At 62.6% G+C, this 18211-nt stretch carries 18 protein-coding genes; 7 read left to right on the forward strand and 11 right to left on the reverse strand.

The window, feature by feature from the left end; translation table 11 throughout:
* The first annotated feature begins 173 nt into the window (after positions 1 to 173).
* Both AC0L17_RS16085 and AC0L17_RS16090 read left to right on the forward strand, forming a co-directional pair.
* Positions 174 to 1295: a beta-ketoacyl-ACP synthase III gene (locus AC0L17_RS16085; protein ID WP_473516541.1), complete on the forward strand. Its 1122-nt coding sequence runs from the start codon at positions 174 to 176 to the stop codon at positions 1293 to 1295.
* A 137-nt stretch (positions 1296 to 1432) separates the two neighbouring features.
* Positions 1433 to 2044: an MOSC domain-containing protein gene (locus tag AC0L17_RS16090; RefSeq protein ID WP_473516542.1), complete on the forward strand. Its 612-nt coding sequence runs from the start codon at positions 1433 to 1435 to the stop codon at positions 2042 to 2044.
* Between the two features lie 110 nt (positions 2045 to 2154).
* On the opposite strand, the gene AC0L17_RS16095 is transcribed toward AC0L17_RS16090, so the two are convergent.
* On the reverse strand, positions 2155 to 2466 hold the full coding sequence (locus AC0L17_RS16095; RefSeq protein ID WP_473516543.1) for a DUF2293 domain-containing protein: 312 nt from the start codon (positions 2464 to 2466) through the stop codon (positions 2155 to 2157).
* Positions 2463 to 3005: a tRNA (N6-threonylcarbamoyladenosine(37)-N6)-methyltransferase TrmO gene (gene tsaA / locus AC0L17_RS16100; protein ID WP_473516544.1), complete on the reverse strand. Its 543-nt coding sequence runs from the start codon at positions 3003 to 3005 to the stop codon at positions 2463 to 2465. Before tsaA ends, AC0L17_RS16095 begins: the two co-directional genes overlap by 4 nt.
* Positions 3006 to 3147: 142 nt before the next feature.
* Here tsaA and AC0L17_RS16105 point away from each other — a divergent pair, with 142 nt between their 5' ends.
* Positions 3148 to 4170, forward strand: coding sequence for an ArsR/SmtB family transcription factor (locus AC0L17_RS16105; RefSeq protein WP_473516545.1), 1023 nt, complete (start codon positions 3148 to 3150; stop codon positions 4168 to 4170).
* The gene (gene metF / locus AC0L17_RS16110; protein WP_023798712.1) at positions 4170 to 5087 is read left to right on the forward strand and encodes a methylenetetrahydrofolate reductase [NAD(P)H]; all 918 of its coding nucleotides are present in this window, start codon (positions 4170 to 4172) and stop codon (positions 5085 to 5087) included. The genes AC0L17_RS16105 and metF overlap by 1 nt, the downstream gene beginning before the upstream one ends.
* 592 nt (positions 5088 to 5679) lie before the next feature.
* Here the strand turns inward: metF and AC0L17_RS16115 are convergent.
* Positions 5680 to 6594: a DMT family transporter gene (locus AC0L17_RS16115; RefSeq protein WP_473516546.1), complete on the reverse strand. Its 915-nt coding sequence runs from the start codon at positions 6592 to 6594 to the stop codon at positions 5680 to 5682.
* A 217-nt stretch (positions 6595 to 6811) separates the two neighbouring features.
* On the opposite strand from AC0L17_RS16115, the gene AC0L17_RS16120 reads away from it, so the two are divergent.
* Positions 6812 to 8032 (forward strand): alanine racemase, encoded by a 1221-nt coding sequence (locus AC0L17_RS16120; RefSeq protein ID WP_473516547.1) that lies wholly within the window; start codon positions 6812 to 6814, stop codon positions 8030 to 8032.
* Between the two features lie 104 nt (positions 8033 to 8136).
* Here AC0L17_RS16120 and AC0L17_RS16125 read toward each other — a convergent pair whose 3' ends face one another.
* Complete coding sequence (locus AC0L17_RS16125) at positions 8137 to 8868, reverse strand: SDR family oxidoreductase (protein WP_473516548.1); 732 nt, start codon at positions 8866 to 8868, stop codon at positions 8137 to 8139.
* Between the two features lie 131 nt (positions 8869 to 8999).
* Between AC0L17_RS16125 and AC0L17_RS16130 the strand changes: the two genes are divergently transcribed.
* A complete protein-coding gene (locus AC0L17_RS16130) occupies positions 9000 to 9911 on the forward strand; it encodes a LysR family transcriptional regulator (protein WP_473516549.1) in 912 nt (303 codons plus the stop codon).
* 133 nt (positions 9912 to 10044) lie between these two features.
* On the opposite strand, the gene AC0L17_RS16135 is transcribed toward AC0L17_RS16130, so the two are convergent.
* Both AC0L17_RS16135 and AC0L17_RS16140 read right to left on the reverse strand, forming a co-directional pair.
* Positions 10045 to 11223, reverse strand: a complete 1179-nt coding sequence (locus tag AC0L17_RS16135) for a lytic murein transglycosylase (RefSeq protein ID WP_473516550.1) — start codon at positions 11221 to 11223, stop codon at positions 10045 to 10047.
* Between the two features lie 79 nt (positions 11224 to 11302).
* Entirely contained in the window at positions 11303 to 12094 is a 792-nt protein-coding gene (locus tag AC0L17_RS16140; protein WP_287138262.1) for a glycoside hydrolase family 25 protein, read from the reverse strand.
* 309 nt (positions 12095 to 12403) lie between these two features.
* Here AC0L17_RS16140 and AC0L17_RS16145 point away from each other — a divergent pair, with 309 nt between their 5' ends.
* Positions 12404 to 13783, forward strand: coding sequence for a serine hydrolase domain-containing protein (locus AC0L17_RS16145; protein WP_473516551.1), 1380 nt, complete (start codon positions 12404 to 12406; stop codon positions 13781 to 13783).
* A gap of 29 nt (positions 13784 to 13812) precedes the next feature.
* On the opposite strand, the gene AC0L17_RS16150 is transcribed toward AC0L17_RS16145, so the two are convergent.
* The 5 genes from AC0L17_RS16150 to AC0L17_RS16170 form a co-directional block, all read right to left on the reverse strand.
* Positions 13813 to 14121 carry a HigA family addiction module antitoxin gene (locus AC0L17_RS16150; protein WP_254021741.1) on the reverse strand — a complete coding sequence of 103 codons (309 nt, stop codon included), beginning with the start codon at positions 14119 to 14121 and terminating at the stop codon, positions 13813 to 13815.
* A gap of 8 nt (positions 14122 to 14129) precedes the next feature.
* Positions 14130 to 14426, reverse strand: coding sequence for a type II toxin-antitoxin system RelE/ParE family toxin (locus AC0L17_RS16155; RefSeq protein WP_473516552.1), 297 nt, complete (start codon positions 14424 to 14426; stop codon positions 14130 to 14132).
* A gap of 127 nt (positions 14427 to 14553) precedes the next feature.
* Positions 14554 to 15240 (reverse strand): class I SAM-dependent methyltransferase, encoded by a 687-nt coding sequence (locus tag AC0L17_RS16160; protein ID WP_473516553.1) that lies wholly within the window; start codon positions 15238 to 15240, stop codon positions 14554 to 14556.
* The gene (locus tag AC0L17_RS16165; protein WP_473516554.1) at positions 15237 to 16484 is read right to left on the reverse strand and encodes a BtaA family protein; all 1248 of its coding nucleotides are present in this window, start codon (positions 16482 to 16484) and stop codon (positions 15237 to 15239) included. Before AC0L17_RS16165 ends, AC0L17_RS16160 begins: the two co-directional genes overlap by 4 nt.
* Before the next feature lie 312 nt (positions 16485 to 16796).
* On the reverse strand, positions 16797 to 18211 hold a 1415-nt coding region (locus tag AC0L17_RS16170; RefSeq protein WP_473516555.1), incomplete at its 5' end, for a hydantoinase B/oxoprolinase family protein.

The following is an 18211-nucleotide window of genomic DNA, read 5'->3' on the forward strand; positions in this document are numbered from 1 at the left end:
GCGCTTGATTCGGTTTCGCCACAATGCGCATTGCGGCCACGCAAGCTTGTGGTCTTTTGCCTCAGGCCCTTGATTTAAGCCGGCTTAAACTAGCTTGATGCGAATACTGTTGCGCCGAACTCTCGCGGCGCCCACATCAAGCCGCAGCGCCTGCGCATGGGGACGAACTGAAAATGCATCGCGTCATCATCAGCGGCATCGGCGTTGAAATCCCCGAGCCTTCGATCACCAATGAGGAATTGGTCGACAGCTTCAATGCCTGGGTCGAGATGGAGAATGTCCGCCGCCAGGCTTCGGGCGAGACGCTGCTGCAGAAATCGGACAGCGCCTTCATCGTCCATGCTTCGGGTGTGCAGACGCGCCATGTGATCGAGCGGGAAGGCATTCTCGACCCGACCCGCATGGCGCCGCGCATTCCGGCGCGGCCGGACGATGCGCTGTCGCTGGAAGCCGAGTTCGGCATCGCATCGGCCAGGAAAGCGCTCGACCATGCCGGCGTGGAGCCACAAGACATCGACCTGGTGATCTGCTCGGCCTCGCATCACCAGCGGCCCTATCCGGCGATCGCCATCGAGATGCAGCAGGCGATGGGCACGAAGGGCGCCGGCTTCGACATGGGCCTTGGCTGCTCGTCGGCGGCGGCCGCGTTGCATATTGCGGTCAATCTGGTGCGGGCAGGCGCACACAGGCGCGTGCTGGTGACGACGCCCGAGATCATCACCGGCCATCTCAACTTCCGCGACCGGCAGACGCATTTCATCTTCGGCGACGCTTCGGTCTCGATGGTCGTCGAGGGGCTTGCCCAGGGCGACAAGCGGCCGGGACGTTTCGAGGTGCTCGACACCCGGACCTGGACGCAGATGTCCAACAACATCCGCACCAATCTCGGCTATTACACGCGCACCGCCCAGGACGATCCGTATATGATCAACCTGGAAGGCAACCTGATCAAGCAGGTCGGCAACAAGGTATTCAAGGAAGTCACCGTCGCCGGGCACAAGTTCATCGTCGAGTTCCTGGCCGAGCATGGGCTGACGCCGCAAGCGATCCGGCGCTTCTGGCTGCATCAGGCCAATGCCCGGATGAACGCCATGATCCTGAAGCTGTCGTTCGGCCACGAGGTCGGCCATGACCGCGCGCCGATGGTGCTGGAGCGCCTCGGCAACACAGCCGGCGCCGGTGCGGTCGTAGCCTTGTCGGAAAACCACGCCGACATGAACGCCGGCGACTACGGCCTGCTCTGCGCCTTCGGCGCCGGCTATTCGATCGGCGGGGCGCTGTTGCGCATGCTCTGATTGGCGCGAACTGCACCGGCATTGCCAGGCGCAGGTGTAATCGTATCAGCCTGCTTGATTGTAGCATCAGCGCTTTCGACTGGACCTGACGAACTCACTACGGCTAATTGCTTGGCGTCACGCACGGAGAGAAGCCTATGCTGGACCTCTTCCCCGAGACCGTAAACCCGGTCGAAATCATCCCGGCGCTGAAGCTTGCCGCGCGGGTGGCCGGGCTTTACGTCGCGCCATCGGATCATTTCGAGACACGCGCGGTGGATGAATTGCGGCTTGGCTTCGACGGCATCGACGGCGATTTCCACGCCGGCGCGACGCGGCGCTCCGGCGGGCGCGAGCCCTGGTATCCACGCGGCACCGAGATGCGCAACGAGCGGCAGCTGTCGATCGTGGCCGCGGACGAACTGGCGATCGTGGCAGGGCGGATGGCCATCGCCGAGATCAAGCCGGAGTGGATCGGCGCCAATCTGTTGATCGAAGGCCTGCCGCATCTCTCGATGCTGCCGTCCGGCACGCTGCTGTTCTTTAAAGGCGGCGTCAAGGTCGACGCGCAGAACGGACCTTGCCGCATCGCCGGGCGATCGGTCGCCGAAAATGCCGGAATGGCCGACCGTGAAGCCGGCGCGCTGTTGTTCCCGAAGGCGGCAAAGCGGTTGCGCGGCCTTGTCGCCTGGGTGGAAAAACCAGGCCGCATCACGGCCGGCGAGGAGATTTCGGTGCGTGTGCCCGAGCAGTGGATTTACCGGGCATAGTTGTTTGTCGAGGCGGCATTGCCAGCGGGGGGAGGTGGTCGCCCACGGGTCTTGCCTTTGGCAAGCCCGAGGACAGACGCCGTAGAACTCATACGGGTGCCATCGCTCCTCTATTCCTCATCCTCACCCTCGAGCAGACGGGTGGCGCGCCAGCGGGTCAGCACCCTGTTGGTCTGTTCCATGACGAAGAAGCGCGCCGAATCGCGGTCATAGCCTTCGGCCAGCAGCTTTTCGTAGTCGGTGTGCATATGGCGAATATGAGCGATGGTTGCCAGCCACACGGCAATGCTCGGCGGCAAGCTCTTCATATGCACCGCGCCGGCGTCGGCGCGGATTTTTTCCATGTCGGAATAGGGCGCCAGCGGCAAAAGCGCTGTCAGCGCCTTGGCGATGGCGCGGCGGCGGCCGGTCGGCGCGATCATCGCACGACCTGTCCTGGCCCGTCCCGCACTGGCCCGACCTCGTCCCGTCCGGCGATGGTCGCGTCGGCAAAGGCATCGGTCGAAGCGAAATAAGGCTTGATGTCGATCACCGGCGTGCCGTCGAGCACGTCGATGGCATCGAGATCGATACGGCCCGTTTCGATGTCGAGGGCGACGAGCCTGGCGATATGCAACCCGACCGGGTTCGGCCGGGCCGGGGAGCGCAGCGAAAAAACGCCCTTCGGTTCAGCCGCATGGCGGGGTTTCTGAACAATCAGGGTCCGCGGTGCGTGGTGCAGCCAGGACAGGATGATGACGTGGCTGGCGCGTTCAAGCCCGAGCAGACCCTGGCGATAGGGCAGGTCGATCGTGAGAACCGCCGGCTGTCCGGTTTCCCGCGCGGCTTTCATGTTCTTGGGGCAAGTTTCCCGAGTGGTCCAGGGCGAGGCGATGCGACCGATGAAGACGACATGGCCGTCCGGCGGCATATCGGCGGGATCAGTTTCCAGAAGCTTTTCGCCGCTGCGCGTTTCGAACATGGTTTTCGCCCCGATCCTGCTTCCGCCTGTGCGCGATCCGCCACGCATGCGTCATTTTCTTGTCCGGGAGCGACATAGCGCTTGCAAGCCTATCAAAATCGACATAAACATATGTTTATATCTTTTCAAAGAGAATGCTCGCATGCATGTCGCGCTCGACACCATGGTAGATACATTGAAGGCGGCGGCCGAATCCAGCCGGTTGCGCATCCTGGCGTTGCTGTCGCGCGGCGACCTCACCGTTTCCGATCTCACCGAAATCCTCGGCCAGTCGCAGCCGCGCGTCTCGCGCCACCTGAAGCTTTTACTGGAGGCGGGGCTGATCGGCCGCTATCAGGAGGGCTCCTGGGCCTTCTTCCGGCTGTCGGATTCGGATGCGGCGCGGGACTTCGTGCTCAGGCTGGTCTCCGGTATCCGGGGTGCCGATCCGCAGGTCGAGCGTGACCTCGAGCGGTTGGCGGCGGTCAAGCGCAAGCGGCAGGATCGCGCCGCCGAATATTTCTCCGCAAATGCCGCAAGCTGGGATCACATCCGCTCGCTGCATGTGCCGGACCGCGCCGTGGAGGCAGCGCTGCTCAAGCTCGTCGGCAAGCGGCCGTTCCAGTCGATGCTCGACCTTGGCACCGGGACCGGGCGGCTGCTCGAGATCTTTTCGCCGCTCTACCGGCGCGGCATCGGCATCGACATGTCGCGCGAGATGCTGACGGTGGCGCGCGCCAATCTCGACAAGGCCGGCATTTCGAATGCGCAGGTGCGTCAGGGCGACATTTTTGCGCCGCCGGTCGAGCGCGACGCCTTCGATCTCGTCACCATCCACCAGGTGCTGCACTATCTCGACGATCCTGCCCGCGCCATCCGCGAGGCAGCTAGGCTGCTGCGTCCGGCAGGCCGGCTGGTGATCGTGGATTTCGCTCCGCATTCGCTGGAATTCCTGCGCGACGCCCACGCGCATGTGCGGCTTGGCTTTGCCGACCGGCAGATCACCGAGTGGTTTTCCGAGGCCGGGCTCGACCTCGAAGAGAGCCAGGAATTCGAGCCGCGCGGCGGCAATGAACCCAGGCTCACCGTAAAGCTGTGGCTCGGCCGTGACCAGCGCATGCTGATCGCCGATCTTTCCAACCATGCACAACCGGCCAATGCCTTTCCGATAGGGGAAACCGCCTGATGAACCAGTTCCGCTTTTCCCGCCGCCCCGACATTGGCGACAAGATCAGGGTTTCGTTCGAGTTTTTCCCACCGAAGAGCGACGAGATGGAAGCAAGGCTGTGGGACACAGTTACCCGGCTGCAGCCGCTCAAGCCGAAATTCGTCTCCGTCACCTATGGCGCCGGCGGCTCGACCCGCGAGCGCACGGCGCGCACGGTCAAGCGCATCCTCAACGAAACGACGCTGACGCCGGCGGCGCACATGACGTGCGTCGATGCGGCGCGTCACGAGGTCGATGAAGTCATCCAGGAATTCGCCGACATGGGTGTCACCCGCTTCGTCGCCCTGCGCGGCGATCCGGCCGAGGGCGTCGGCGCCGCCTATCGTCCGCATCCGGACGGCTATGCCAACGGCGCCGAACTGGTGGGGGCGCTGAAAGGTGTCGGCGATTTCGACATCTCGGTCTCCGCCTATCCGGAAAAGCATCCGGAGAGCCCGGATTTCGCTACCGACATCGATATGCTGAAGCGCAAGGTCGACAATGGCGCGACGCGGGCGATCACCCAGTTCTTCTTCGACAACGACCTCTACGAGCGCTATGTCGAGCGTGCGCGGCGGGCGGGCATCTACATACCGATCGTGCCGGGCATATTGCCGGTCCACAATTTTACCCAGGTCGCCAATTTCTCGGCGCGTTGCGGCGCGCTGGTGCCGGCGTGGATGGCCGAGCGCTTCGACGGGCTGCAGACGGACCCGCAGACGCATGCGCTGGTGGCGTCCGCGGTGGCGGCCGAGCAGGTGCTGGACCTTGTCGAGCGCGGCGTCGGCGATTTTCATTTCTACACCATGAACCGCGCCGATCTGGTCTTCGCCGTCTGCCACATGATCGGCATCCGCTCGCATGAGGCTGAAGCCGCGGGGTCCGCCGCGGCGTAACTCCCCGTCAAATCCGGGATGCAAAAAGGCCGGGTAAAAAACCCGGCCTTTTCAATGACTTGGACTATTTTGTGCTGCTTCCGTTGCTTGGCGGGTCTACGGAAGAAAGCCCATAATCAGCGCCCCGATGAATGCAAATGCAGCACAAATCATCAATGCGTTGATTGGCCTGGTAAGCCCCATGTCATAGCCTCCTCTTAAAGAGCTATGGCCAGAGTCTAGGGGCATTTCTGCCACAGGCAAGCGGAAACTATGCTGCAATGCGACGACAATGTGGAATTTGCGACAGGCCATTTGCCGTTAGGCATTGAAACTCTTCGGCAAAATCCCGCTTCGGCCCTGTGTACAAAATGTGACGGAGCTGGGGCAAGAATGGGTATGGCAGCGCTACCGCCGCTGAAAGTCGGAATCGATTTTCGCGTCGGTACGAAGATTCGACAAGTTGGAGCGTCGTTTGGGCGTCCGATTGGACCCTCAAGCGTGTCAGGCCTGGGAAGCGACACGCTTCAGCTTGTTGGTCATGCATGTCGTTATCGCAAACCGCTTCGCACCCTCGGTTCAAGCCCGAGGGCGTGCTTTTGGGCGACATGCATCAGCGTCGGCCGAACAGGCGGCCGTCGATGGTGACGAGGCCAAGCGCGATCAGCGCCATGCCGCCGAGCTCGAACAATTCGAGCCGTTCGCCCAGGAACAGAAAGCCGAGCAGGATCGCGCTGGCCGGCACGATGAGCGTGACCAGCGAGGCGTTGGTGGCGCCGGCCGAGGCGACGAGGTTGAAATAAAGGATGTAGGCGAAGGCGGTGGACAGCAGGGCCAGCGCCCACACCGCCGCCCAGACCGGCGGCGAGGCCGAAAACAGGTTGGCAGTGCCGTGGCCAAGCAGCACGATCGGGATCATGATGATGGTCGAAGCGGTCAATTGTCCAGTGGCGATGACCGGTGACGGCACACCCTTGAAGCGGCGGGCGATCATCAGGGCCACCGCATAGGACAGCGAGGCGCCGACCAGCGCGAATTTCGCCCAGACCGGACCGCCCAGCCCGGCAAGCAGGCCGGGACCGATCATCACCGCCGTGCCGACGATGCCGAGCGCGATCCCGGCAAGCTTGTTCCAGGAGAGCTTTTCGTCTGATGTCAGCGCGTTGGCGAGGATCAACGTCCAGAACGGCGTCGTCGAATTGAGCACCGACGCGACGCCGGCGCCAAGCTCGGTCTGGCCGGCGAAGATCAGCGAGAACGGTATGACGTTGTTGACGAGCGCCAGCAGAAAGAACAGGCCGGCATGCGGCAAGGCGACGCGGAAGGACGGACCGCGCAGGCCGAGATAGAGATGCAGCGCCAGCGCCGCGATGGCGACGCGAAACAGCACCAGCACCAGCGGCGGAATCTCGGCAACCGCAATGCGGGCAAAGAAGAACGAGCCACCCCAGATCGCACCGAGCAGCAGAAGCTGCGCCCAGTCTTTCAAGACCATGGGGCCGCGCATTGCCGTCGTCGTAATCGCCATGGATCATCCTCCCGGATGGTTCTGAATGCCAAATCAATCAGGCGTCTGTTCAGGCCATATCCTGTTCGACGGCAAGGGCCACCCGAAACCAGATCAGTGGACTAGCATTCCATCATCTGCCGTAGCGCCGCAGCGTCAGGGGTGCGAGACACAGAATTGTTTTCATTCCCGCATAGGTTGGATTAATTGTGCGCAGTCTAAGCCAAGGGATTCGTCCATGCAGCAATTCGAAAATGCGCGCGAAGCGGCGCTGGCGCTTCGCCCGGACGATCCGATCTATTGCTTCCGCCCGCAGGTGCTCAAGGCGGACGCCAGGCAGTTCATGGGCATGTTTCCCGGCAAGACCGCCTATGCGGTCAAGACCAACGGCGAGCAGATCGTGCTGAAGGCGCTGGTCGAGGCCGGCGTCGGCGCTTTCGACGTGGCCTCGCCCGGTGAGTTCGCCGCGGTGCGCTCAGTCTCGCCGGACGCCGAGATGCTCTACATGCATCCGGTCAAGGCACAGTCGGACATCAAGCTGGCGCTGGAGAAATATGGCATCCGTGTCATCTCGCTCGACCACGAGGACGAGATCACCAAGCTGACCCGCGTGGTGCGGGCGCTCGATATCGATCCGGGTGCGATCACCGTGTTCGTGCGCATCCAGACGAAAGGATCGGCCGCCTACGAACTGTCGAAGAAGTTTGGCGCCGGACCGGCCAATGCGGTCGAACTGGCCGAACGGCTGAACCGGACGGGCTACAAGGTTGGGCTATGCTTTCATGTCGGCAGTCAGATCGAGGATCCCGACACCTATGAGCGGGCGCTGGCCTCGGCCGACTGGGTGCGCAACCGCGTCAGCTTCGACATTGCCGGCCTCGACGTCGGTGGCGGTTTTCCCGCCGAATACGGCCATGATCCCAACCGCAAGCAGATCGAGATGCCGTCGCTCGGCCAGATCATGTCGCGGCTGTCGGGCGATCTGAAGGAATACCAGTTCGACCAGATGCCGCTGGTGGCGGAGCCGGGCCGGGTGATCGTGGCGCGCTGCCTGTCGCTGATCGTGCGCGTGCTGCTGCGCAAGGGCAAGCGGCTCTACATCAATGACGGCATCTGGGCGTCGCTGTCGGATTCATGGACCGGCAAGATCACGCTGCCGGCGCGCTTCATTCCAGACCCGGCGATCCGCTCGCGCAACGGCGAGGAGAAGACCATCGTGCCGTTCAAGGTCTGCGGCGCAACCTGCGATTCCGTCGACATCCTGTCGCGGCCGTTCTGGCTGCCGGAAACGGTCGATACCGGCGACTGGATCGAGATCGGCCATATCGGCGCCTATTCGCTGTCGCTGAGGACACGGTTCAACGGCTTCTATCCCGACACCTTCGTCGAGGTGACGACGCCGTTCGATGAAGGTGACGCGCCGCAGGGGTTTGCCAGCCTGGAGACGATGGCGGATTAGTGAATGGTGAATAGTGAATAGTGAATAGTGAATAGTTAGTAGTCAGTAGTCAGTAATGAATATCTAATTCCATTCACCATTCACCATTCACTACTCACTACCCACTAAGCAACGCCGCCGCCGGCCTGGATGTTCTCGCCGGTCAGCCAGCGGGCCTCGTCGGAGGCCAGGAAAACCGCGACATCGGCAACATCGCGCGGCGCTCCGATCCTGCCGAAGGGCGACATCCCGGCAGCCACGGCCCGGTCCCGCTGCGGAAGCAGGTCAGTGTCGGTAAAGCCCGGCGAAAGCGCATTCACGGTGACGGAGCGCGGTCCGAGTTCGCGCGAGAGGACGCGGACGAACTGCTCGACGGCTCCTTTGCTGCCGAGATAAAGGGCGGTCTGGGTGAAGAACATCTTGGTTCCACCGGTGGAAACCGCGATGATGCGGCCACCGTCGCGCACGCGCCGCGCCGCTTCCTGAAGCGTGAAGAAGGTGCCTTTGGCATTGGCGCCGAAGACGTGGTCGAAGTCGGCTTCGGTGGCCTCGGCCAGCGGCTTTATGACGGCGACGCCGACATTGGCGACGACGATGTTGATCGCGCCCATCTGCCTCTCGGTTTCATCGAACAGCCGGCGAATGTCGGAAACAATGGAGATATCGGCCCGAATGGCGACGGCCTTGCCGCCATTCTCGCGGATGGCGGCAACGGCTTCCTGGGCAGCTTTCTCGTTGCCGACATAGTTGACGACCACGGCCGCGCCGTTTGCCGCGAGCCCCTCGGCGATGGCGCGGCCGATGCCGCGCGAACTGCCGGTCACGAGCGCGGTTTTGCCATCAAGCGAATGATACATAGCTGCTGTCCTTTTCTCGTCTGGCTACGGCCGCTCCAAATCGAGCGTCGATTCCATGTCGAAGTTAGGGGCATGCTATTGCTCAGATAATAGTCTATTATCGAACAGCCTTGTTAAGTCTGAGGTACATAATGCGAGGGACCGAGTTTTCCGAACTGAAGGCGTTCGCGACGATCGTCGAGGAAGGCAGCTTTGTCCGCGCCGCCGCCAGGCTCAGGATTTCGCCGCCGGCGCTTAGCCAGACGATACGCGGGCTGGAGGAGCGTGTCGGTGTCCGGCTGCTCAACCGCACGACACGCAGCGTGTCGCCGACCACTGCAGGCGAAACGCTGTTTGCCCGCCTCGCTCCGGCATTCAGCGAACTCGAAGGGGCTGTCGCCGACGCGCATGCATCGCGCGATCGACCGGCAGGCTCGTTGCGCATCAACGTTCCACGCATCGCCGCCATGCGTTTCATCGCTCCAATGCTCGGCGATTTCCGCCGGGCCTATCCCGATATTGCCCTCACCATCATCGTCGACGACACACTGACTGACATTGTCGAGGGACGATTCGATGCCGGAATCAGGCTTGGTGAGCGGCTGCATAAGGACATGGTGGCGGTGAAACTCAGCGACGAACTGGAGATGGCTGCGGTGGCGGCGCCCAGCTATCTCGAGGATCACCCCATGCCCCGTCATCCCGCCGATCTGCACCATCACCAATGCATCAATTTCCAGTGGCCCGGTGGCGGCAACATCTATCGATGGGAGTTCGCGCGAGGCCAGCGCGCTTTCGAAATAGCCGTGAACGGCGGTCTGACGGTCAACGACACGGAACTGATGATCAGGGCGGCCCTGGATGGGATCGGCGTGGCTTACATGCTGGATTACCAGGTTCGGCCGTGGATCGAAACCGGCAAGCTCATCCGTTTTCTCGAAGCCTGGTCGCCGAGATTTCCGGGCTTTTACCTATATCATACAAGCTCCCGGCAGGTTCCGCCGGCCTTGCGAGTGTTTATCGACTTCCTGCTTGCTGGGCGAGGAATAGTGAATAGTGAATAGTTAATAGTGAATAGTGAATAGTGAATAGTGAATAGTGAATAGTGAATAGTGAATAGTGAATAGTGAATAGTGGTAGATCTTTTGCTCTAAGCGGATCCGGTGCTGTTCCATTTCACCATTCACCATTCACCATTCACAACTTCCCCAGAAGCTCCGGTGTCGGCCAGCCGTCGACCGGCAGGCCTAGCCGCATCTGCTCCTTGCGGATCGCCTCGCGGGTGTTGGTGCCCAGGATGCCGTCGACCGTGCCTACGTCATAGCCTCTGGCCTCGAGCTTTGTCTGCAATGCCCTCATCTGGTCGCCGTTGAGGCCGGGTTCGGGATTGCGCGGGTCGAATTGCGGCGCACCCGCCAGCCGCGCGGCGAGATTTGCCGCGGTCAGCGCATAGGTGAAGGACTGGTTCCATTCGAGGTAGACGTCGAAATTGTCGTAGACCAGGAAGGCCGGCCCGTTGCGGCCCATAGGCAGTGCGAGGCCTGCCTTCAGGCCGTTATCGACAAGCGGCGTGCTGTTCGGGTTGGTGACACCCCACTGAGCCCATTGCGCCAGCGGCAGCTTGTTGGTGCGGCCGGTCTGGTCCCATGGCAAGTCGTCCGGCACGCGGACTTCCTCGATCCAGGGCTGGTCTCGTTTCCAGCCGCGCGACATGATCTTGTTGGCCGTGGTCATGATCACATCAGGCGCGCTGCCGCGCAGGTCGATCACTTCGTCGCCGTCGCCGTCGACGCCTCGGCCGAGATAGTCGGAAGGCAGCATCTGCGTCTGGCCGATTTCGCCCGCCCAGGCGCCGGTGACGTCGGCCGGGACCACGCCGCGATCGATCAGCGTCAACAATGGCACGATCTGGGGCCGGAAGAGCTGCGGGCGACGACAGTCGTGAGAGAGCGTGACCAATGCGTTCAGCGTCTGGAAATCGCCCTGCACGGCGCCGAAATCGGTTTCCAGCGCCCAGAAGGCGGCAATGACCGGGGCCTGAACGCCGAATTCGCGATCGGCGCGGGCAAACACGTCGGCATATTCCTTTAAGATGACCGCGCCCTGCTTCAGCCGATAGGCCGATATCATGCGGTTCGAAAACTCGATGAAGGTCTGGGTAAAGACGCCTTGGGCGCGATCGCGCGCCAGCACCTTTCCATCGAGAGCGGCGGTTTCCAGTGCCTCAAGTCCGGCAGTGCCGACGCCGGCGTTCTTCGCCTCGGCCACAACGCCCTGCTTCCATGCCTGGAAATCGCCGCCGCATTGCTGTGCCACCGCCGGCGCCGCCGTGGCGGCCAGAAACAGCGCCGCGAGAATTTCCAAGCGCAATCGCATCGCCATCCTCCGAGAAGATTACCGGCGGTTGCAGGCGTCCTTCATTGGCTGTGTCGAAAAGCAGGCTGCACGCCCGCTGTCAACGGGTGTTCTGCCGCAGCCATTTGTTCCAGGTGGCTTCCGAGCCGTTGAACACGTTGATATCGGCCTTCCCTGAGATGCCCGGCACAATACCGGTTCCGGTGTACTGCCAGAAGGTGAACGGGTGGCTGCCGTATCTTTTGCGCGGATGGCCGGCCACCGAACGCAGCCAGTAGGGATAGCCGCGGAAGGCCGACAGGCCGTTGTCGTCGAAGAAATCGATCGAGGTGTAGATGATCGGCTTCTTGCCATAGTGCTTTTCGACGATTTCGAGGAAAGTGCTCATCTCGCTGCGCACCGTGGCCGCATTGGGGCGCAGCTTGCAGGTCGGCGATTGCGGGTTCCATTCCATGTCGAGAACCGGCGGCATTGCCGAGCGGTCTCTGGGCACGTTCTGGATGAACCAGCGCGCCTGCGTCGCGGCCGGTGTGCAGAAATAGTAGAAATGATAGGCGGCGCGCGGAATTCCGGCGGCTTTCGTGCGGCTCCAATGCTCGTTGAAATACGCGTCGAAGCGATCGCCACCTTCCGTCGCCTTGACGAAAACGAAGGAAATGCCGCTGGCCCTGGCCGCCGGCCAATCGACCGAGGTCTGGTATTTGGAGACGTCGGTGCCATGAACGGCATAGCTCCACGGCGCGCCGCTGTCCCACTCATGCGGGTCGGAGTCGTCAAAACGGGGTGCGCGCACCGCAACGCTCGGCGCGCCCGGCAGCGAGGGCGCAAGATCGTCGACGGTCGAGCAGGCGCCCAGCAGCGTCAGCATAATGAAAGCCGCGAAACGGCGCATCGCTACTCCTGAACCGGTTTCAGCCGGCCGCTGATGGGTTGTTGCTGCAGGTGGTCCCTCGACCGTGCCCCCAAGCGATCGCCCCACAGGACCGCTCTCCTATCCCAAAGCGCGCCGCTTCGGCGCGCCTTGATCTTTTTTATGGCATTTCGTTATCCCAAAACCGCTGCGCACTTTTGGGCGACATGCATCAGTGATCGCCGATCATGGTTGATATTCCGTTGACAGCGCTCGACCAGAACCGCGATTTTGCCGAAGCAATGGCGGCAAATCAATGGCATGGATGAGCGTCCGGGGAGAGTCGGAAGAATGCAGACTGTTCTGAGGCTGGTCAAATGGCTGCTCGGGCTGGCCGTGCTGGCGGTCGCAGCACTCGCTGCCTGGCTGTATCTGGCGCCGCCGGAACTGATCCGCGTCGGCTCGGGTTATACGGCCAAGATCGTCTGCTCGAATGTCTTTATCGCCGGACGCGATGCCGATCAGGTGCTCGCCGTCGACGTGCAGGCGCCGGGCCACCCGCTGCTCAGGCTGATGCGGGTGTCGGTCGACTGGGAGCAGGGGACGGTTTCGGCCGGGCTGTTCGGCGTGTTCGGCAAGAGCGTCGCCGTCGTTCGCGACGGGCTCGGCTGTGCTTCGGTTCCGGATGGCGACATCGCCAGGGCCAAGGCAGTCGCCGGGGCGCCGCTGACACCGGCGCCGCCGCTCGACGTGCTCTGGCCGGAGGGCGACAGAGTTGATGCCTCGCAAAACCCCGAGATCGCGAAAATCCTCGACGATCCTGCAATGACCGGCGCCGGTATGCGGGCTGTGGTGGTGGTCAAGAACGGCCGCATCATCGCCGAGCGTTATGGCGCAGGCTTTACCCAAAAGACGCCGCTGCTTGGCTGGTCGATGACCAAGACGGTCAATGCCGCGATCGTCGGCACGCTGGTGAAGGACGGCAAGATGGTGATGACGAACCAGGGCCTGTTCGGACCCTGGAAAACGGACGGCCGCGCCGCCATCAGTCTCGCCGACATGATGGCGATGTCGAGCGGGCTCGAGTTCAACGAGGATTATGGCGACGTCACCGACGTGACGCGGATGCTCTATCTCGAGCCTGATATGGCGGGCTTTGCCGGATCCAAGCCGCTGACCGGCGCGGTGGGCAAGGTATTTTCCTATTCGAGCGGCACGGCAGTGATGCTGTCGCGGCTCTGGCAGGATGCGATCGGCGATAAGAACAAGGCGCTGGCGTGGCCGAGGGTTTCGCTGTTCGACCCGCTCGGCATGCATAGCGCTGTGCTGGAGGCCGACGAGCATGGCACCTTCGTCGGCTCGTCCTATCTCTACGCCACCGCCCGCGACTGGGCGCGCTTCGGCCAGTTCCTGCTGCAGGATGGTGTCTGGAACGGCCAGGAGATCCTGCCTGCCGGCTTCGTCGCCTGGATGCGGGAAGCCGCACCCGCCTCGAAAGTCTATGGCAGCGGCCAAGTGTGGATCGAGGGTCCGGGCGACGAAGAGAGCCCCGGCGCCGGCATCGCTGCGGGTCTGCCTGGGGATAGCTATTGGATGGAAGGCCATGACGGGCAGACGGTCGCCATCATCCCGTCGGCGCAGCTTGTGGTGGTGCGGCTCGGCCTGACGCCGGCCAAGCTCGGCTACCGGCCGCAGATCATGCTGGCAGCACTGGTGAAGGCGCTGGATTAGAGGAGTGTGGCGGTCGCTCGCCGCAGCGTCTATGCAGCCGTCGCCAAAGGCCTTGCACGATCAACACGCGCCCGCTCGTCGGGCGAATTCATGACCGCCCACAGGTCGCTGCGGCGTTGGACGTTCAACCAGAAATCCGGGCTGTTGCCAAACACTCGCGCCAGAATGAGCGCGGTTGCCGCCGTCACATTACGGCGATCGTTGCACAATTCGTTCACATGCTTGCGCTGGACGCCCATAGCTTCGGCCAAAGTCGCCTGTGTCAGGCCGAGTGGCTGCATGAATTCTTCGGTAAGAATTTCGCCAACCGTTGCTGGCTTGCGTGCGGTCATCAACATGTCTCACCTCACTTATAACCGTGGTCGTCGAGATATATGTCCGACGCCTCACCCCTGCCTCCATCCCAACGGAAGACCAGCCGCCATTGTTTGTTGACACGGATCGAATGGAAGCCTTCGAGATTGCCGCGCAACTTCTCGAAATGGTTGCTGGGCGGCACACGCAAATCCTGATCGATCGCTGCGTCGTCAATCATCTGGAGCTTGCGGAACAAGCGGCTTTCGAGATCGGACGGAATGTTGCGGGAGTGAGTGTCGTCCACGAAGAAGGCCCGCAGCCATACGTCTCTAAAGCCTACGATCATCCCATGCTTCCAGCGATGACCTGATGTACCACTCGTTGGGTCATATGGCAATGAGATTTAGCCGAATTCAACCCGCCTCACTGAGGAGTTGGAGCACCTTCCTGCGCTAGTAATCAGAGCATGGCTACTAGATGGCGATCCTGGTCACAGCCAGCCAGGTGTAACCGCGATAAAGCGTTCTAAACCGAAGGGTTGCGCCGACTCTTGCAGATTCCGATTCCAGGACGTCCCGCAGGGCCTCGCGCGGCTCGACGTGGAATTTTCTCAGCCAGCCGCGCAGCAGCGTGCGGAACCAGCGGGGCAGGGCTTCCTGCTGGCCGAAATCGACGACATGCAGCGAACCGCCGGGTGACAGGGCTGCAAGTGCCGCGCAAATCGTCTTCTCCCAGCCGGGGATCATCGACAGCGAATACGAGACAAAAATGCGGTCAAAGCTTTCGACGGAAAATAGCGCCTTCGCGTCGAAATCAGTGGCGTCGCCGCGCGCCAGCTTGGCGCGGCCGGAGAGACCTTCGCGGGCAATGGCAGCGGTGGCCGTTTCCAGCATCTCGGCTGAAATATCGAGACCGAAGAAGCGGGCGTCGGGATAAAGCCGGGCGGCGAGGACGATGTTGCGGCCGGTGCCGCAGCCAAGCTCGAGCACGGTGCCGCCGGCGGGCACATTCAGCCCCGCGATCAGCCGGTCGCGGCCGAGCAGGTAGTATTTGCGGGTCAGATCGTAGACGTGGCGCTGCCAGCGGTAGACGCCGTCCATCAGTTCGCCGTGCCCGGCCGGCGGTTCGCCGTGCCTGGCCGGCAGGTCGGTCGCGCTCATGCTGCTTGCTTCACATAGAGGTGGAAGCCGCCATAGATGGCCGAACGGTCGCGGGCCGAGAATTCGCGCGAGGCCTCGTCCGCATAGCTCCACTGGTCGAGCAGCGACTTCGAGACCCGGCCGGGCAACAGGCTGGGTTCGGCCGCAGTGCGGAAGATGACGCGAGCGTCGGTCGACGCGGTACGGGTGATCTCGGCCCACAGCGCATTGAGCTGGTCGTCGGTCATCCAGTCCTGCGCGTCGAGCAGGACGAAGCGGTCGACCGAACCGGCATCCTTGCCGGCAAGGAACTCGATCAGATTGGCATGGTGGATGGCGACGCGGTCGACATTGTTGCGGATCGTTTTGTAGTTGCGTTTTTCGAGATAGGCAGGCAGCGCCGCCTCGCCGGGATTGGGGTAGCGGCGGGCAAAAGCCTGCCAGGCGAAATAGTTGTTCTCCAGCGGAAAATCGCAGGCGAGCTTTTCCAGCCGGGCCTTCAGCACGCTGGCCATAGTGCCGTCGCCCGAGGTGATCAGCGAATCGTACTGTGCCGGCGGAATGCCGAGGCCGAACAGCGAGGCTTTTCGCGATGTTGCCCATTTCAGCAGCGGTTTTTCGAAAACCGGCGCCAGTTCCTCGTCGAAGAAGCGGCGCTGGTCGACGAGGCTTTTGGCTTCCATGATGCCGGCCGGATCGACGCCGAAGAATTTGGCGGTGCGATGGCCCATGGCAATGAACAGGCCGAGCAGCCCGGTCTGGTAAAAATTGCTGTCGAAGACGGCGATGCGGCGACGCCGGCGCCAGTTGCGATGTTCCCAGTAATGACGGCTGACCGGGTCGAGATGCGGCGCGATGAAACGGTCGTAGGCTTGCGAATTGTGACGGGTCTCGGCAGCGCCGAAGAAACGGAACAGGTCACCCTGCGACGGCAGATGGCGCACCGCTTCGAGCTTCATGCGGTTCAGCGCGATATGGGCGGCGTTGAGATCGACGGCGTCGACCCTTTCGGGTGACCGGGTGAGATAGGCAAGGATGTTACAGCCACCCGAGGCGATGGTGACGACGCGGTGGCCCTGGCCAAGCTGCATCGCCTCCATGTCGACGTCGGGGTCTTCCCAGATTTGTGGATAGACGAGGCCGGAAAACAGCAAGGCGAAGAGCCGCTCGGAGAGGCCGGCCTTCGACAGCGGGCGGTTCTGGTAGACGGCCTTGCCAACTTGCTTGCCGCGGCGAAAAACCAGTTCTCCGGAAACATCCGTCATGACAAGGCGATTCCCCGTTTGCTCTGGCGCAAGCGGGTAGCGCAGGTGGATGACAGGCCGGTGACAGTCGGGGGCATCGATAATTCTACTCCGGCGGTCATCTGACGCGGTTTTCTGCGCTACTACAGCGCCGCGCGTCCCCAAGGACGCGCAAAGGACGCTGTAGCATTTTGATTTTGCGCATGATCCTTTCCGAAAATCGTTCCGATTTTTTGGTGTCATGCGCGATGCTCACGGACCCAAATGTCCGCTCCGCTTCGGTTCTCGAAAACCACCCCACCTGACTCGCCAGAGCGAATTCTGGATGCCCCCTTAGGGGCGGCCAAATCCGCCCGGCGTCGGCGTCGTCACGACGACGGCTTCACCGGCCTCGAGCACCGTCTGGTCGCAAGCCTTCAGGACTTCGATGCGGCCATCCTTGCGGCGAACCTTGGTCGAGCCGACCTCACCATCGCCGCCGCCGTCCAGGCCTTGCGGCGGGCGATTGCGATGTGAGGACAGGATCGCGCATTCCATCTTTTCGAGGAAACGGATGGTGCGCTCGGTGCCGTCGCCGGCACTCCATTTGCCTTTGCCGCCGGAGCCTTCGCGGATGTGGAAATCCTCGAGCAGGACGGGGAACCGCAACTCCAGCACTTCCGGGTCGGTCAGGCGCGAATTGGTCATGTGGGTGTGGACGCCGGAGGTGCCGGCAAAGCCGCGACCGCTGTTCATCCGGCCTGCCGGCGAGCCGGAGCAGATCGTCTCGTAATACTGGTACTGCTTGTTGCCGAAGGTGAGGTTGTTCATCGTGCCTTGCGCATTGGCCATCGCGCCCATGGCGCCGAACAGCGCATTGGTGACATGCTGCGAGGTCTCGACATTGCCGGCGACGACCGCGGCCGGGTAGGTCGGCTTCAGCATGCAACCTTCGGGAATGATGATGTTGATCGGTCTCAGACACCCGGCATTCATCGGGATCATGTCCTCGACCATGACGCGGAACGCATAGAGCACGGCTGCGCGGGCGACCGGCTCGGGGGCGTTGAAGTTGTTCTTCATGACCGGCGATGTGCCGGTGAAGTCGACGGTTGCCTCGCGCTTTTGTCGGTCGACCGATATCTTCACCTTGATGATTTGGCCGGTGTCGGTCGGATACTCGTATACGGAGCTGTCGGGCAGCCGCTCCAGCACGCGGCGCACGCATTCGGCGGCATTGTCCTGGACATGGCCCATATAGGCCTCGACCACGCCAAGGCCGAAATGCGCGACCATCTCGCGCAACTCGGCAACGCCCTTTTCATTGGCGGCAATCTGCGCCTTGAGGTCGGCGATGTTCTGGTGCGGATTGCGCGCCGGGTAGGGGTGGTCGGTGAGCAGCGTCTCCAGCTCCTTCTCGCGGAACCGGCCGCGATCGACGATGCGGAAATTGTCGAACAGCACGCCTTCCTCGTCGACGGTGGTGGCGAGCGGCGTCATCGAGCCGGGCGCCGTGCCGCCAATGTCGGCATGATGGCCGCGCGAGGCGACGTAGAAGAGGATCTCCTCCCCCCTTGAGGGGGAGGTGCCGCCGAAGGCGGCGGAGGGGGTCGCTGCGGCAGTGGTAGACGTTGTTGTGGTGCCGTAGGAGGCGCCCCCCCCCCCCCCGCGGGGGCGCCCCCCCCCCCCCCCCGCGCCTCCTCGTAGCGGCCGAGTTTGCGGAGCAGGTCGCCGCGAACGCTCGGCAGCAGGTGATAGCCTTTGAGCGC

The sequence above is a fragment of the Mesorhizobium sp. WSM4829 genome (assembly GCF_055811475.1).